A 15134-nucleotide genomic window follows, 5' to 3' on the forward strand; every position below is an offset into this window, starting at 1 on the left:
TAGCCATTTTAATTTTAACGTTTTTACCTCACTGGTTGAAATGATTATTTAAAGGCTTTCATCTTTCAATGTGTTTACAACTGCCTGAAAACAGGTAAATCTAAAGTAAGAAAAGGAGGGTTCCAAATGGGATTCTTATGGGCTTTAATCGTCGGTGGATTAATCGGTTGGGTAGCTAGTCTCATCATCGGAAAAGACGTACCAGGTGGTATCATCGGTAACATCGTTGCTGGGTTTGTCGGAGCAATGATCGGTCAAGCAATCTTCGGTACAATGGGACCGGATATCGCTGGTTTCGCTATTATTCCAGCTATCTTAGGTGCTATCATCTTAATCTTCATCGTGTCATTGATTCTTCGTTCAGTACGTCGTAAATGATTTATTGAAATAATGATTAGTACGTAAATTTTATTAAAGGAGTGTTTTTTAAATGGGATTCTTATGGGCTTTAATCGTCGGTGGATTAATTGGATGGGTAGCTAGTCTCATCATCGGAAAAGACGTACCAGGCGGCATCATCGGTAACATCATCGCAGGTTTTGTTGGTTCAATGATCGGACAAGCTATTTTCGGTTCAATGGGACCTACTATCGGCGGATTCGCAATCATTCCAGCTATCTTAGGTGCAATCATCTTAATCTTCATCGTATCGTTGATTCTTCGTTCAGTACGTCGCAAATAATTTAAACTACTAAAACTAAAAGGAGTGTTTTAAATGGGATTCTTATGGGCTTTAATCGTTGGTGGTATTATTGGTTGGTTAGCAAGTCTTATTCTCGGTAAAGATGTACCAGGTGGCGTTATCGGTAACATCATCGCAGGTTTTGTCGGTTCAATGATCGGACAAGCTCTTTTCGGAAGTTGGGGACCATCAGTTGCCGGTTTCGCAATCGTACCAGCTATCCTTGGTGCAATCATCTTAATCTTAATCGTTTCGTTCATCCTTCGTGCGGTCAACAAACGATAATCTAATTTACTACAACAAACCACTAAAGACGTCATGTCTCTAGTGGTTTTTTTGTTTGGACTGCGGATTTTTTAGTTACGTAACTCCAGCCACATTTTCCCTGATCGTTCGATGACACGTTTTTCCGACTTGATATTCAGCCACCCTAACAAGTCGTCAAAAAAACTTGATGGATATTTCCAAACCGTCCCGACTGATTCCGCTGATTTAGATTCCGGCTTGCCGGCGACTGCTTCCAGCTCAGATGTCGTTTTATTCAAATCAATTAAGATACTTCTGACCTCTTGGTTCTCATATGCTACTTCAAATCCGTCATATGTCGTCTTATTGGCAATTTGGCTTGTTGGAGGGCCAAATGTTTTTTCGAATTCAGATTGACTTTGACCAATATAATCCGTCATCTGCCCAACACTTTTCCCTGTTCTCGCCTTTACTTCCGCTTCCAGTAATTTTTCGATATCGACACCGTATTGTTCCTTTTGATCCGGTGCAACTTGTTGCGCGAGTTTAAATGCTACCGTCGTCTTTCTTTGATCCCCCAACTGAACGGTCTCAGTCGCCTGTCCCGTCTTTCCATTCGCTTTCACGCGTGCGGACACATCATACTCGCCCGGAAAACGTTCGATTGTTAACGGAGCTTGTCGATCCGCGTTACCCGCTGGCGCATTATCGACTGAAATGCCCGCCGTTTCCGTATCAACCCTCACTTCCAGTGTCTGTTTGTTTAAATGAAGGATGTACGTATCAAACCAAAATCGGCCCGACTGTTTTTTCAGCGAAAATAAATCTTGCTGCTTTGTCCGTTTTGTTGCTTTCGGATAATTGTTTTGATCAGATTTAATTTCAGCTACAGCCCTCGCAAGCCGTTCCGGGTCCGCCTTAAACCATTTCATGAGCTGATTCGTTTCCGCAAGCTTTAACGGTTTGTTGTTGAGGTAAACTAATTGTTGAAACGTTTCCCGATCTTGTTCCTGCAATGCCTTTTGAAAGACTTGGTCTGTCTGTTGCCGATCTGCAGCCGGTTTGATTTGACTCCAACCGATCCAAGTCATCAGACAAGCGAGTGTAATGATACCCACGATGAGTCCGATTCGCTGATTTCGTTTTTTCTTTTTTTCATATACAGTGATGCGAGACGGCATCTTCGTTTCCCCTACCTTCTTATTTTAGGATTTCCTTTAGTTTAGAAACCCTTCATATCCTTGTCAATCGCCCGCAAGACCGATTCAGTCGAGTATACTAAAGCTATATCCATCTGAAGGAGTGAGTCCATTGCAAAAAGAAAACTGTATTTTCTGTAAGATTGCTAATCACGACATCCCAAGCCATAAAGTTTTTGAAAATGAAGAAGTTTTAGCTTTTCTCGATCTATCACAAGTAACGAAAGGTCATACGCTTGTCATTCCAAAACAGCACGCTGATAACGTCTACGATTTATCTGCAGAAAGTGCACGGGCTGTTTTTGCGACCATTCCGGAAATCAGTCGTGCTTTACAACAGGAGACGGGTGCTGCCGGAATGAACATTTTATCGAACACCGGGAAGGTTGCCGGACAGTCTGTTTCCCACTTTCATCTCCATCTCATTCCACGCCATGATAAACACGATGGCTTTGGTGCGAAATGGGAAGTACACAATGAAGATTATACGGCTGAGGAATTAGCAACAATCGCCGAATCCATCAAAAACCGTCTCTGACGACTTCAAAAACCGGTCAATTACTGACTCATTTTAGAAATATTGCCGAAATAGGTTTCTAATATCGAATTTTCGGTAAAATAATATGAAACAAATATTTTAATATCGAAAGGAGGTAAACTATGTCGAAGCGTCCCCATCGTAATTGGGTCGCTTTTGGTGCTACGCTGTCGCTTGTGACTTTTTACGGTTTGAAGGCGCTTCGCCAAGGTACTAAAAGTGACTCTTCGAATGGTAAACAACGTCGAAATTCTTATTCTACAATCGTAACGAACATGCAGGATTTAACACAGGAGGGAAAGAATCTAATAGAGACAGCCAAACTTTCTGGCATGACCTTTAAAGAAGAAGTAACAAAAGATGTCTCTCAGTACCAGTCAGAGGTTCAAGAATCACTCGCTCGTCTTCAAAAATTTGCTGATGAGGCAAAACAAGACGTCGATCATCTCACTCCCCAACAGTAACGATCCGCTGCTTCGATTTGTTTTTGTATAGTTTGCATTTTGCGCGTTTGAGCCATTGTCACCTTTCGAAAGGATGAGTCAGATATGGAACACGAAAAATTATATCCTGGACAAGAAGCACTGTTATACAGTCATAAAATTGTCCAATTGAGCAAAGCACTATGGAAAACGGTAGAAAAAGATTGGCAAAATTGGATCAAACCATTTGATTTAAATATTAATGAACATCATATTTTATGGATTTCCCATGCACTGGGTGGTGCTTCGATTTCTGAAATCGCCAAATACGGTGTGATGCACGTCTCGACTGCATTCAACTTCTCTAAAAAATTAGAAGACCGTGGACTTTTGACATTTTCGAAAAAAGAGACGGATAAACGAAATACCTATGTCCAACTGACCCCGGAAGGTGAAAGTCTATTGCTTGAGACGATTCAAGCGTTCCGTCCAGAAGAAAATGGTGTTTTCCGTGCTTCGTTGCCACTCCAGGAGCTTTACGGTAAATTCCCAGAGCTGACAGACATATCAGCAATCGTTCGTCGTCTCTATGGCGACAGCTTTATGGACATTTTTGCAGAGACATCAAAAATGATTACAGAAGAAGCGGACCGGCGTCCACAAGACCCGGTTATCGACTCGATCAAAAAAGCATGACCTTTGCACGAATTCTTGGAGTTAACGTTCTAAGCCTTGTGGCCTAGGACGTTTTTTTGTGATTTTTGAAAGTAACGTTCCCTTTACCGTTCTGTCTCAAAACGTTGCGACGCCTCACAATTTCCCACAAAAATAGTCCTCTCCTCTTGTACTTGATGTGATAGCATGGGGTAAGAGCAAATCACTTTCGATTTTGCGGAAAGCTGTCAAGATAACGAAGATATGATATGATAGAACGGTTGAAATAAATGGTAAATTAGGGGTGTATGTATGAAAAAGAAACTTTTAAGTGTAGCAGCAGTGGCAAGTGTATTCACATTAGCAGCATGTGGTTCAAATGACGAAGCTGTCATCAACTACAAAGGTGGAGAAGTCAATAAAGCGGACGTCCAGGACGAGGCGTACCAAAAAGCAGGCGCACAAATTGCTTTCCAACAAACGATGAACAAACTGCTTGAAAAAGAATACGGTAAAAAAGTAACGGATAAAGAAGTAGAAGCTGAAGTCAAGAAAACAAAAGATCAGTTCCCGGATAAAGAGCAGTTCAATTCGACACTTCAAACAGCTGGTATCAAAAGCGAAAAAGAATTCGAAAAAGTTCTTCGGACACAAATGCTCTTAACAGAAGCAAAATCAGCAAAATCAAAAGTAACGGATAAAGAAATCGAAGATCGTTTCAACCAGGAAAAAGTGGAAGTCAAAGCAAGCCACATTCTTGTTGAAAAAGAAGCTGATGCAAAAGCAATCAAGAAACAACTTGATGAAGGCGGCGATTTCGCTAAAATTGCTAAAGCTAAATCAACGGACACTGGTAGCGCAACAAAAGGTGGAGATCTTGGATACTTCACAAAAGGTAAAATGGTCGAGGAATTCGAAAATTATGCGTTCAAGGATGGCGTTGAAGGTAAAATTTCTGACCCGATCAAAACACAATTCGGATATCACATCATCAAAGTAACAGACCGTAAAGAGAAAAAAGACTTTACGCTCGAAAAAGAATCCGATCGAATCAAAAAGGCATTAGCTGAAGAAAAAGCAGCTCAAGTCAATCCAAACGACATCTACCGTTCATTGATGAAGAAGTATGATGTTAAAATCGAGAACAAAGACTTCAAGGATGCTTTTGACCTCGATAAGCAAGAGCAACAACAAATGCAACAACAGATGCAACAGCAACAGCAACAATAAGCTTAAAAATCCCTGCTTCCATCTTGGAAGGCAGGGATTTTTTTGGTTATGCTTTTATTCCTATTAACGAATCGGAGCCCGTTCATATTGTTTCGGTAAACTGACCTCGTCTTTGAGTTCTGCTGCCGCATGATAGACCCAGTACGGTTGACGCAAAAGTTCACGGGCAAGCAGGATGACATCCGCTCGTTCACTGCGAATGATCTCTTCTGCAAGCGTCGCCGTCGTAATCAGACCCACGGCTCCAGTCTTGATTCCGGTTGCTTGCTTGATTTCAGCTGCATACGGCACTTGATAACCGGGATACACGTCCGGAACTGCATTGGCAACAACCGCTCCAGAACTGCAATCGAGCAAATCAATCTTCCGTTTTAACAGTTCCTCGGCCAGTGGAATATAATCCGTTGCCGTCATCCCGCCTGCTGCATGGTCCGCTGCCGAAATCCGGACCCATAATGACAAATTGGATTTTTCTTGAACCGCATCAATGATTTCAAGCAAAAAGCGCATCCGATTTTCCATTGATCCACCGTATTGATCTTGGCGTTTATTCGACAATGGAGATAAAAATGTGTTGATCAAATAGCCATGTGCTCCATGTAATTCGATGAAATCGTAACCCGCTTGTTCGACACGAAGTGCCGCCTCGACAAATTGTTGTTTGATGACATCGATTTCTTCTACAGTCAATTCATGCGGATGGTCGTATGAATCGTCAAATCCGATTGCTGATGGTGCGACAGGCGGTTTAGCCGTCGTACTTTTTCGCCCGGCGTGCGCCAGTTGGATACCTGCTTTTGCCCCCGCCGCTTTCACTTGATCTGCAATGCGACGAAGTCCGTCGATATGTTCATCCGACCAAACACCTAAATCACCTGCTGAGATTCGTCCGTCTGGTGTGACAGCCGTTGCCTCTAAGATGACACCACCGACGCCACCAACAGCACGTGAGGCATAATGTGTGACATGCCAATCTGTTACGAGACCATCGTCTTTTGCACTGTACATACACATTGGTGCCATGATGACACGATTCCGGAACAGAAGTTCACCGATTTGGATTGCTTCGAATAGTTTTGTTTTCATGAATTTCACTCCTCTGATCAATTTCAAATCCTTTTGAATCACTTCAAGTCATTTATTCATAGCTTGGGACGATAAAAAGATCGATTATCTAACGCAAATGACCGTTCAGAAAACTGACCGGGCTCTACATACTCGAGCAAACGATCCATCATCGTCATTCGTGCATCCAAATTATCAATCAAGAATAATACTTCGGCTTCACGCATCTGTGGTGCGACTGCCGACCCCCACTCGGGACGACCATGATGGCTTAAAACGAGATGTTGTAAGACCGTCAAAAGTTCTGCGTCGATTTGTAACTCCGCCCCGACTTTTTCCAATTCTGCGACCATCAATGAAATATGCCCGACAAGCTTTCCGGGAAGCGTATATTCCGGTGTCACAGGATCAGACAGTTCCTTGATTTTTGCATAGTCATGCAAGACGACACCTGCAATCAACAAATCACGGTTTAAAGTAGGATACAAACGGGCGATTTGGTCAGCCAGTTTTAACATCGAAAGGACATGATACGATAAACCAGAATAAAACGCATGATGGTTTTTGACTGCGGCCGGATGTGTAAAATATGCATCGAAATCCTTGATGACCAGATGCTTGACCAGTTTCTTCATCTCGGCATGTTGAATCGATTCGATGAAGCCAAGTACTTCCGTTTCAATCTGTTCACGCGGAAGAGGAGCCGATTGAATGTAGTCTTCCACATTCGTTTCGTCCAGGACGGTAATTTGCTTCAGCTTCAATTGTGTTCGTCCTCGGTAATCCATCACTTCACCCGCCGCATGGACGATGAATTTCGGTGCATATTTTTCAAGATCGCTTGTATCCCACATCTTTGTTTCAATTTCTCCCGTTTTATCTGCTAAAATCAATGTCAGATAAGGTTTTCCGTTTGCAGCAATTCCTTTTAATGCCTGCTTGATCATGACTCGTTGATCGAGCATTTCCCCAATTGCTAACTGACCGATACCTTTCATTTCACAACACATCCTTTTTATTTATCTGGACTCATTTCGATTGGAGCTATTTACATATTTCTCTGACTGTCAAACGTCACTCTACCATTCTACTATATAGGAGCTCAAAACATGGAATTCGACTCACTCTTTACATGGCATCGTTTTTTAACGCTTGCTGAATTTGAAGAATATTTTCATTCTGAAACACCAACCGATGCCTTTAAGTTGGACTGGTTGAATCAACTGTCCACAAAAGATATGAACTTTACACGTGTCGAACTCGACTTATTATACGGATCCATCATAACTTGGCAAAATCCGGCCGATAAAAGCGATCGCCGCTCTATCTGTTATTATCTTTCACCGACGGAACTGATTACAATCGGCTTATCGGAACATACGGTTTCCTTAATTGAACCGTTTGAGACTACGACCCCTTTCGAAGCTTTTTATGCCCTGTTATCCCTGCAAATGAATACCTACTTCTCGGGAATCGATGCTTTTGAAACAGAACTTTTTTTGAGACAAGATGAGCTCCGGGGAAGCATCGACGAAAATTCTCTCGACAGTATTTTTGGCTTACGCGATACGATCGAAAACTGGTCCGACTTGATCGTCCCGTTCCGTGAGCTTGTTTTAGCAGGTCCCGAAGCTTTCGTTCGGCAAAGTACGTACACGGATGCTTTACCTTACCGACTGGCAGAAAAACGGGTAAAACGTCTGTTGATGCTGATTGAACACTATCAAAAAGATATCGAGGTATTGCTTGATCTTTCGACAACCGTCTCGAACTTCAGAGGAAATGAAATCATGAAAGCCCTGACGATTTTCACAGCCGTTGCCACGCCAATGATGGCCCTCGGTGCGATTTGGGGAATGAATTTTAAAAATATGCCAGAGCTCGACTGGAAATATGGATATGCCAGCTCCCTCTTTTTGATTTTCCTTACGACCGGCGGAATCTTTTATTGGATGAAACGCCGTGGTTGGTTAGGAGCGCTCGTCCGAATGCCTAATAAAAAGTCGAGAGTAAAAAATAGATGACAGAACATAAGTTCGTTATACTTAGTGTAACGAACTAACCGATTGAAAGAAAGGAGGAGACGATGATGGGAAGAAAAATCATTCATGTCGACATGGACGCGTTTTACGCCTCTGTGGAACAGCGCGATCGACCGAATCTAAAAGGGGTTCCCGTCATCGTCGGTGGCCCTCCTCATGCGCGGGGTGTCGTCGCCACCTGTTCGTATGAAGCACGTAAATACGGCATTCACAGCGCCATGCCGTCTCGACGGGCATTTCAACTGTGTCCGCGGGCCGTTTTTCTGCGCCCCCGTTTTGAAGTGTACCGTGCTGTCAGTGCCCAGATCATGGAGTTATTTCTTGAGGTCACACCTCTTGTCGAACCGCTTTCGTTAGATGAAGCCTATCTTGACGTCACAGAAAACAACCTGCAGATGACAAGTGCGACGCATATTGCCCAGTACATTCTGACTGAAATCAAACGACGGACAGGTTTGACTGCTTCTGCCGGTGTATCGAACTCAAAACTTGTTGCTAAAATTGCCTCGGGTCATCAAAAACCAAACGGATTAACCGTTTTGCCTCCGGATGCTGTCTTACCTTTTTTATCAGGATTAAAGATTGGGGATTTACACGGAGTCGGAAAAGTCACGGAGCAAACGCTCCAAAAACATGGTTTCAACACTGTGGCAGATATCCAACAATCGCCGATAGCTGAACTGCGGGGGCTACTCGGCCGAGATCGGGGAACTGAACTGTATACGATGGCGCACGGTGAAGATGAACGAATGGTCCGCCCGCACCGGGAACGGAAATCAATCGGATCTGAAAGTACGTTCGAAGAAGATACAGAAGATATCGATACCATTTTCGAAACGTTAAAACGCGAAGCCCTGTCGGTCGTCAAAACATTGAACCAAAAAGAACTGGTTTGCCGAACCGTTACGATTAAATGGAAAACGGAAAATTTCCAGTCTCGCTCTAAACGTTATACGTTTTTAGAAGAAACGGCTGATGAAGAAACGTTACTCCGGGTCACGACCAAACTGTTTAATGAAATTGACTTTTCCGGTCCGATCCGCCTGATCGGTATGAGCGTTAGTCATCTTGAAGCCCCACCCCTCTCCAAACAATTAACGTGGCAAGACATTGATTCATACTTGTAAAATGAATGACTATTCATTACACTTAAGCTAGTCATTTCGGATAAGGAGGAATCAGCCATGCTTTATACGATTACTGCATTTTCAGATCGAGGACAAACGTTACTGGATGATACCTTTGACGCTTCCTCCGATTCTGAGGCGCGTCAAGAAGGTATCCGCCGCCTGAAAGAAGCAGACTTGGAACACCGCGGAGCACGTGTGACCCGTGCCGGACAGTTGGTTCATTTTGAACGGGCTTACCTTCCTCGCCTTGTATCAACGGAAAAAACATCATGAAAAAAGCCTCGTTCCGATGAAACGGAAGCGAGGCTTTTTCATGATGTCATTGAACGTCGTCTTGATTTTGTTCCATCATCGGTGCGTATAGTTCTTCGAGTGGCTTCATGATGATTTGTGTCACTTCCGTCAACATCGTGTGCATGCGTTGTTCTTCCTGCATCAGTTGACCAATCAATGGATTGTTTTGGACTTCCAGCATCTTCGCTTGTGCCGATGCCATATCCTCAGGTGTGATTTCTTCACCTTGCATTTGTTTTTGTTGTAACTCAAGTTGCACGTTGCGGAATGAGGCGAATAGCTCATTCGACATTGGATCCGCATTGACTTGCGCATACAAATCCTTAAGTGTCGTGTATTCTGATGTTTCACGTAGTGCACGCTCTAGTGTGTAAGCATGATCGTATAAGTTTGTTTCAGACATATTTGAACCCTCCAATTTAGTTAAACGATAAGAAGTATCGCTTGTATCATTCCAATTAAACCACCTAATAGTCCCCCAAGCCAAGTGATAGCCCGGAATTCTCTTCTTGAAATCGACAGGACAATTTCTTCTAGATATGCGGTATCCAGTAAATCGACTTCTTCCCGAACAATCGTTTCGAGATCCAGTGTCGCCATGATTCGCTCGACTTGTTCGACCAGGCGGACCACCACTTGTTTAGAAAGCATCGGAACCATTTCTTGACTGATCCGGACTTCAAGCGGTTCCAGTAGTTCACGTAATTCCGTATCCAATAATTTCGTCAATGGAATACGCGTTAAGATTTCTGATTTCATTCGCTCGATGAGTTGTTGTTCCGTCTCCGCTCCAAGCAGTTCTTCAACCGGCCGCTCTAGTAACGCACTGATTTCTTGTTCGACCATTTCACTGATGAACTGGTGTGTCGACTTTCCTTGTATTACCCGTTTGAGTTCCGGTTGAATCATTTCCACGAGATTGACATTAGCCAGCAACATCCCGAACATGCCTCCGCCTAATTTACTTTGAATGAACTGAGCGACCGTTTCTTCCAGTTTCATTTTCCCGGCTGGACTGTCAAAATACTGTTCGGTTTGACGAAGTAATGTCTCGACAATCCCAGGAATCGCTGTCTTGATTTTTGTCGTTCCGCCATCCCCGAGGACTTCTGATAACCGCGCTGTTTTAACCGAAGCAGCCATCGTTACCAATTCCTGATCAATCCGATGCTCCATTTGATGTTGTAATTTACCTTCCGGATTCGTGACAAATCGTTCGGCAATTTCACGAATTGTTTTCGCCGAGCGCGTCCACTTCTGTAACTCCTGCTGAATCATCCGGGTAATTGCCTCGTATACGACCGGCTGCTGAAGCCGCTTGCTGATTCCTTCCGGAGTTAATAAATGTTTGACGACCGTTCGCCCGAGATTCGCCGCTAGTTCGTCACGACGTTTTGGAATTAGTCCCGGTGTAAACGGAATTCGGTACTTTCCGATATACTTTGCTTCAAGCGGACGAAATAACATCCGGATTGCGAGATGATTGGTGATTGCCCCAATCAATGCTCCAATGATGATCATTCCAATCATCTTTATAACTAAATCAACTTCTACTTGCATAGATCCTCGTTCCTTCCGATTTTGGTATTGTGGTAAAGTCTTAGTAGGACTTTTTAGGGAGGCGCCTTGTATGTTACATCAATTAACCGTCTTATTTAAGGATCATCTCTCCACCGATCCTACCGTGTACTGTACCGATAAGTATACCGTATATCAGTTAGCCGATGGACTGCGTTTCGGGATTGAAAATATGGTTCTCACTCCTCGTGAACTGGATTTGCTCGACCTGATTGCAGAACGGGTCGTTACGTCTGATTCCGATCAGATTGTCACGTGGCGTCATCGGTTGGAACAACAGCACAGTGAAGAAGCAGACCCGTTTCGGATGATTCATTTCTTATTTGAACAACTTGACGTCCGGACCGGCGAAGATTTGCAACAACTGCTGACTTCTTTTTTTCATCCGTCGAGTTGGATCATCCCGTTAACATCCAATCGTCTTGTCGTCATTGAACGGGAAGAGTCTGTCACAGAAAATGATTTACATGATTTTTTTACAGCTCTCCAGTCTGATTTTCTGATGGACGGCAAGGTCTTGATCGGCCAACAACGAAAATCCGGAGACCTGGCAGCTCAATTCCGGTTGGAGCAGGCTGCTTTACGTGAACTTCCCTTATTACACATTGAACGGTTCCTGCCTGCCCTGATGCGGTTGACGTTACTGTCGACAGATATCCGCGACGATTTGATCGAACGGTTCATCACACCGCTCGAACGCGAATCACGCGAGACGATCGATGCCTTTTGCCGCGCCAACTTAAATGTTTCACTGACGGCTAAACATCTCTTTTTACATCGAAACAGTCTTCAGTACCGGCTCGACCGACTGACGGAACAGACGGAAATCGATATCCGGTCGTTCGAGGGTGCGATGTTCCTTTATACGCTTCTTCTTGTAGCATAGTGACCAAATGATAACGTTTACATTCGGGCATGTTGTCCATATGATTTTCGTACCAGTTCTCCTATACTAAGTCTTGTAAGCGTTATAGTAACCGATTACTTAATTTACAGGAGGATGTACACATGGCAGATATTCGTCTTGAGCATATTGATAAAGTTTATTCAGGAACAGCAAAAGCAGTGGATGATTTTAACCTTCATATTAAAGATAAAGAATTCATCGTCTTCGTCGGACCATCAGGTTGCGGTAAATCGACGACATTACGAATGATTGCTGGTCTCGAAGAAATTTCAGGCGGGGATTTCGTCATCGATGGAAAACGCATGAACGATGTGGCGCCTAAAGATCGTGATATCGCGATGGTCTTCCAAAACTACGCCCTCTATCCACATATGAACGTATATGACAACATGGCATTTGGTCTGAAACTTCGGAAGTTCCCGAAAGACGAAATCAAACAACGTGTCGACAATGCAGCACGTATTCTCGGACTCGAAGAATATTTGGAGCGTAAACCGAAAGCCCTCTCTGGTGGACAACGTCAGCGTGTCGCAATCGGCCGTGCCATCGTCCGTGATGCGAAAGTCTTCTTGATGGATGAGCCGCTCTCGAACTTGGATGCTAAACTACGTGTTCAGATGCGTAAGGAAATCATCCAGTTGCACAAACGTCTTGAAACGACGACGATTTACGTGACGCACGATCAGACGGAAGCGATGACCCTCGCGACTCGAATTGTCATCATGAAAGCCGGACTCATTCAACAAGTCGGAACACCAAAAGAAGTATACGACCACCCGGACAACATGTTCGTTGCTGGTTTCATCGGTTCTCCGTCAATGAACTTCCTGACAGGTAAACTCGCGGAAGACGGTCTCTTCCATGTCACGGGTACAGAAGAGAAATTTGAAGTTCCTGAAGGTAAGATGAAAGTCCTGCGCGAACGTGGCTACACAAGTAAAGATCTTGTTCTCGGAATCCGTCCGGAAGATATTCATGCTGAGTTGATCTATCAAGATACACAGACAGCTCACCGTTTCCCGGCACACATTGAAGTATCTGAGCTCATGGGAGCCGAGTCTTACCTCTATTCAAAAGTCGGTAACCAAGCGTTCACAGCACGTGTCGACTCGCGTTCACACGTCGAGATGGGTTCAGATTTAGACCTCTTCTTCGACATGACAAAAGCGCATTTCTTCGATGCAGCAACAGAAGCAACAATCCGTTAATCTTTAAGAGTTCAGTAACCGCAATCAGGCTGTCCATTCATGGGCAGTCTTTTTTATTGACAGACGTTCCTGTAACTTTGTATGATACTGCTTGTAGTCTTAAATTAATCCTATTCGAAAACTAGGAATTGAAATCATTTATTCATTAAAAGGAGAGAGCGCTATGAAACACGGACTAAAGCTAGCAGTAGCAGCACTATCAACAGCGGGGGTGTTAGCGGCGTGCGGCGCTTCTAACGAAGAAGCAAACAAAGACGAAAAAATCGTAACGGTCGGAACAGAAGCAACATACCCACCATTTACGTATAAAGAAAAAGGCAAACTGACAGGTTATGATATCGATGTCATGAATGAAGTCGCAAAACGTGCCGGCTATAAAGTCGAGTACAAAGCGATGGACTTCAAAGGATTGATTCCAGCACTTGATTCAAAACGAATCGACGTCATTGCCAACCAAATGGGGATCACAGATGAGCGGAAAGAAAAATATGCGTTCTCTGATGCCTATACGGTTTCCGGTTCAACGATCATCGTTAACAACAAAACAAATGACATCAAGACACTTGACGACTTAAAAGGAAAAACAGTCGGTTCGACACAAGGCTCACTCTATGCGAAAACAGCGGAAGAAGCCGGTGCGAAAGTCAAATACTACAAAGGCGCAAACCAAGTCTTGAAAGATCTTGAAGCAGGTCGCGTCGACGCTGCCATGAACGATCGTCTGTTTGTCCTGACAGAACTTAAAAAAGCAGGATACAAAGTAAAAGCTGTCGGTGAGACGTTTGACAAAAACGAATCAGGTCTGATGATGGCGAAAAACAGCAAGTATGCAGAGGACTTCAACAAAGCACTCGCAGAGATGCAAAAAGACGGCACACTCGCAGATCTTGGGAAAAAATACTTTAACGAGGACATCAGTAAGTGATGGAATTGTTTACAATCGTCCGCGATAATGCGGACGTTTACGGAAAGGCGATTGGCACTACACTTCTTGCAAGTGGATTTGCCATCGTCTTTGCGCTTTTTCTTGGTCTGATTCTTGCCGTCATGCGGGATAGTCGCTTTGCCGTCTTAAGCGGCTTCGCACGATTGTATGTTTCATTTTTCCGAGGAACGCCACTGTTACTGCAAATTCTGATTTTATACAATGGTCTCGTCGTTCTTCAACTGACCGGCTTCCAAGCGTTAGCATTTGGTCTGTCGCTTCACTTCTCGGCCTACATCTCCGAATCGTTCCGAGCAGCGATTTCGTCTGTTGATCGCGGACAATGGGAAGCTGCGGATTCACTCGGAATTCCACGCCGGAAGACGTTTAAGGATGTTATCCTCCCACAAGCTCTTTCACGTGCCATTCCTCCCCTGTCGAACTCGGTTATTGATATTATCAAATCGACTTCACTCGGGACAATCGTAGCCGTTGAAGAACTGACTTATGTGTCTGATCAGATTTCAGCAACAACCTATCTTGTCATGCCGTTATTGCTGTTTTCAGCTGCGATTTATTGGATTATGTCCACATTAATTCAAGGTGTTCAACATCGTCTCGAAGCACGATTCAGTATTCCGGAATAAAATAAGTACACTTGGAATCGTTACACATTCCAAGTGTTTTTTTTAATCTTTTTCAGGTTTAATACTAGCCAACACGGGAATAATCAAGTATACTAATAAAAATCAGAATTATCTGATAACTTTAAAAGGAGCGTGGCCGAGATGAAACAAGTAATTGAAGCTTTCCGTAGACAAGATGCAGAGCAGCGGATTCCAGTGCTACGCCTCGAAATCGATTATGAGCTCAGTACGCTCTTCGATGCTATCCAAGTCAGTGATCAAGCAGCTGTTGTCGCTAGTAAAGAACGTTTAGATAAATATCGCCAGGAAATGCTTCGTCTCGAAGCATAACCCTATAGATACTCCCATCTCAACTCCCCCTTGAGAT

General features: G+C 43.8%; 20 protein-coding genes. 15 read left to right on the plus strand and 5 right to left on the minus strand.

Annotated features, from left to right (window positions below; genetic code table 11):
• Window positions 1-126 precede the first annotated feature (126 nt).
• From MUN34_RS10755 to MUN34_RS10765, 3 genes are read left to right on the plus strand one after another with little or no spacing between them, the layout of a single operon-like run.
• Window positions 127-378, plus strand: a complete 252-nt coding sequence (locus MUN34_RS10755) for a GlsB/YeaQ/YmgE family stress response membrane protein (RefSeq protein WP_026829092.1) — start codon at window positions 127-129, stop codon at window positions 376-378.
• A gap of 52 nt (window positions 379-430) precedes the next feature.
• Entirely contained in the window at window positions 431-682 is a 252-nt protein-coding gene (locus MUN34_RS10760) for a GlsB/YeaQ/YmgE family stress response membrane protein (protein WP_026829093.1), read from the plus strand.
• A 33-nt stretch (window positions 683-715) separates the two neighbouring features.
• On the plus strand, window positions 716-967 hold the full coding sequence (locus MUN34_RS10765; protein ID WP_012369597.1) for a GlsB/YeaQ/YmgE family stress response membrane protein: 252 nt from the start codon (window positions 716-718) through the stop codon (window positions 965-967).
• A 71-nt stretch (window positions 968-1038) separates the two neighbouring features.
• On the opposite strand, the gene MUN34_RS10770 is transcribed toward MUN34_RS10765, so the two are convergent.
• Entirely contained in the window at window positions 1039-2109 is a 1071-nt protein-coding gene (locus tag MUN34_RS10770; protein ID WP_247857772.1) for a TcaA second domain-containing protein, read from the minus strand.
• A gap of 130 nt (window positions 2110-2239) precedes the next feature.
• On the opposite strand from MUN34_RS10770, the gene MUN34_RS10775 reads away from it, so the two are divergent.
• The 4 genes from MUN34_RS10775 (at window position 2240) to MUN34_RS10790 (ending at window position 4971) form a co-directional block, all read left to right on the plus strand.
• Window positions 2240-2665 (plus strand): HIT family protein, encoded by a 426-nt coding sequence (locus MUN34_RS10775; RefSeq protein WP_026829095.1) that lies wholly within the window; start codon window positions 2240-2242, stop codon window positions 2663-2665.
• Window positions 2666-2787: 122 nt separating this feature from the next.
• Window positions 2788-3129, plus strand: coding sequence for a hypothetical protein (locus MUN34_RS10780; protein WP_026829096.1), 342 nt, complete (start codon window positions 2788-2790; stop codon window positions 3127-3129).
• 84 nt (window positions 3130-3213) lie between these two features.
• A complete protein-coding gene (locus tag MUN34_RS10785) occupies window positions 3214-3783 on the plus strand; it encodes an HTH-type transcriptional regulator Hpr (protein ID WP_012369593.1) in 570 nt (189 codons plus the stop codon).
• 270 nt (window positions 3784-4053) lie between these two features.
• Entirely contained in the window at window positions 4054-4971 is a 918-nt protein-coding gene (locus tag MUN34_RS10790; RefSeq protein ID WP_026829097.1) for a peptidylprolyl isomerase, read from the plus strand.
• Between the two features lie 63 nt (window positions 4972-5034).
• Here MUN34_RS10790 and namA read toward each other — a convergent pair whose 3' ends face one another.
• Both namA and MUN34_RS10800 read right to left on the minus strand, forming a co-directional pair.
• On the minus strand, window positions 5035-6057 hold the full coding sequence (gene namA, locus MUN34_RS10795) for an NADPH dehydrogenase NamA (RefSeq protein WP_026829098.1): 1023 nt from the start codon (window positions 6055-6057) through the stop codon (window positions 5035-5037).
• A gap of 56 nt (window positions 6058-6113) precedes the next feature.
• Window positions 6114-7034 carry an HD domain-containing protein gene (locus MUN34_RS10800; protein WP_026829099.1) on the minus strand — a complete coding sequence of 307 codons (921 nt, stop codon included), beginning with the start codon at window positions 7032-7034 and terminating at the stop codon, window positions 6114-6116.
• A gap of 111 nt (window positions 7035-7145) precedes the next feature.
• On the opposite strand from MUN34_RS10800, the gene MUN34_RS10805 reads away from it, so the two are divergent.
• The 3 genes from MUN34_RS10805 (at window position 7146) to MUN34_RS10815 (ending at window position 9481) form a co-directional block, all read left to right on the plus strand.
• Window positions 7146-8060: a magnesium transporter CorA family protein gene (locus MUN34_RS10805; protein WP_026829100.1), complete on the plus strand. Its 915-nt coding sequence runs from the start codon at window positions 7146-7148 to the stop codon at window positions 8058-8060.
• A 65-nt stretch (window positions 8061-8125) separates the two neighbouring features.
• On the plus strand, window positions 8126-9205 hold the full coding sequence (dinB, locus tag MUN34_RS10810) for a DNA polymerase IV (RefSeq protein ID WP_247857773.1): 1080 nt from the start codon (window positions 8126-8128) through the stop codon (window positions 9203-9205).
• 57 nt (window positions 9206-9262) lie between these two features.
• Window positions 9263-9481, plus strand: a complete 219-nt coding sequence (locus MUN34_RS10815) for a YhzD family protein (protein WP_247857774.1) — start codon at window positions 9263-9265, stop codon at window positions 9479-9481.
• Window positions 9482-9527: 46 nt separating this feature from the next.
• Here MUN34_RS10815 and MUN34_RS10820 read toward each other — a convergent pair whose 3' ends face one another.
• Window positions 9528-9905 carry a YlbF/YmcA family competence regulator gene (locus MUN34_RS10820; protein WP_012369586.1) on the minus strand — a complete coding sequence of 126 codons (378 nt, stop codon included), beginning with the start codon at window positions 9903-9905 and terminating at the stop codon, window positions 9528-9530.
• A 20-nt stretch (window positions 9906-9925) separates the two neighbouring features.
• The gene (locus MUN34_RS10825; RefSeq protein WP_026829102.1) at window positions 9926-11062 is read right to left on the minus strand and encodes a DUF445 family protein; all 1137 of its coding nucleotides are present in this window, start codon (window positions 11060-11062) and stop codon (window positions 9926-9928) included.
• A 70-nt stretch (window positions 11063-11132) separates the two neighbouring features.
• Here MUN34_RS10825 and MUN34_RS10830 point away from each other — a divergent pair, with 70 nt between their 5' ends.
• The 5 genes from MUN34_RS10830 (at window position 11133) to MUN34_RS10850 (ending at window position 15097) form a co-directional block, all read left to right on the plus strand.
• Window positions 11133-11966: a PucR family transcriptional regulator gene (locus MUN34_RS10830; RefSeq protein ID WP_247857775.1), complete on the plus strand. Its 834-nt coding sequence runs from the start codon at window positions 11133-11135 to the stop codon at window positions 11964-11966.
• Window positions 11967-12088: 122 nt separating this feature from the next.
• Window positions 12089-13195, plus strand: a complete 1107-nt coding sequence (locus MUN34_RS10835; protein WP_026829104.1) for an ABC transporter ATP-binding protein — start codon at window positions 12089-12091, stop codon at window positions 13193-13195.
• Window positions 13196-13358: 163 nt separating this feature from the next.
• Window positions 13359-14120 (plus strand): transporter substrate-binding domain-containing protein, encoded by a 762-nt coding sequence (locus tag MUN34_RS10840; protein WP_026829105.1) that lies wholly within the window; start codon window positions 13359-13361, stop codon window positions 14118-14120.
• A complete protein-coding gene (locus tag MUN34_RS10845; protein ID WP_034770010.1) occupies window positions 14120-14767 on the plus strand; it encodes an amino acid ABC transporter permease in 648 nt (215 codons plus the stop codon). The genes MUN34_RS10840 and MUN34_RS10845 overlap by 1 nt, the downstream gene beginning before the upstream one ends.
• Before the next feature lie 141 nt (window positions 14768-14908).
• Window positions 14909-15097, plus strand: coding sequence for a hypothetical protein (locus tag MUN34_RS10850; protein ID WP_014969669.1), 189 nt, complete (start codon window positions 14909-14911; stop codon window positions 15095-15097).
• Window positions 15098-15134: the final 37 nt, after the last annotated feature.

The organism is Exiguobacterium sp. 17-1 (assembly GCF_023096305.1).
GTDB classification, from domain to species: domain Bacteria; phylum Bacillota; class Bacilli; order Exiguobacteriales; family Exiguobacteriaceae; genus Exiguobacterium_A; species Exiguobacterium_A sibiricum_A.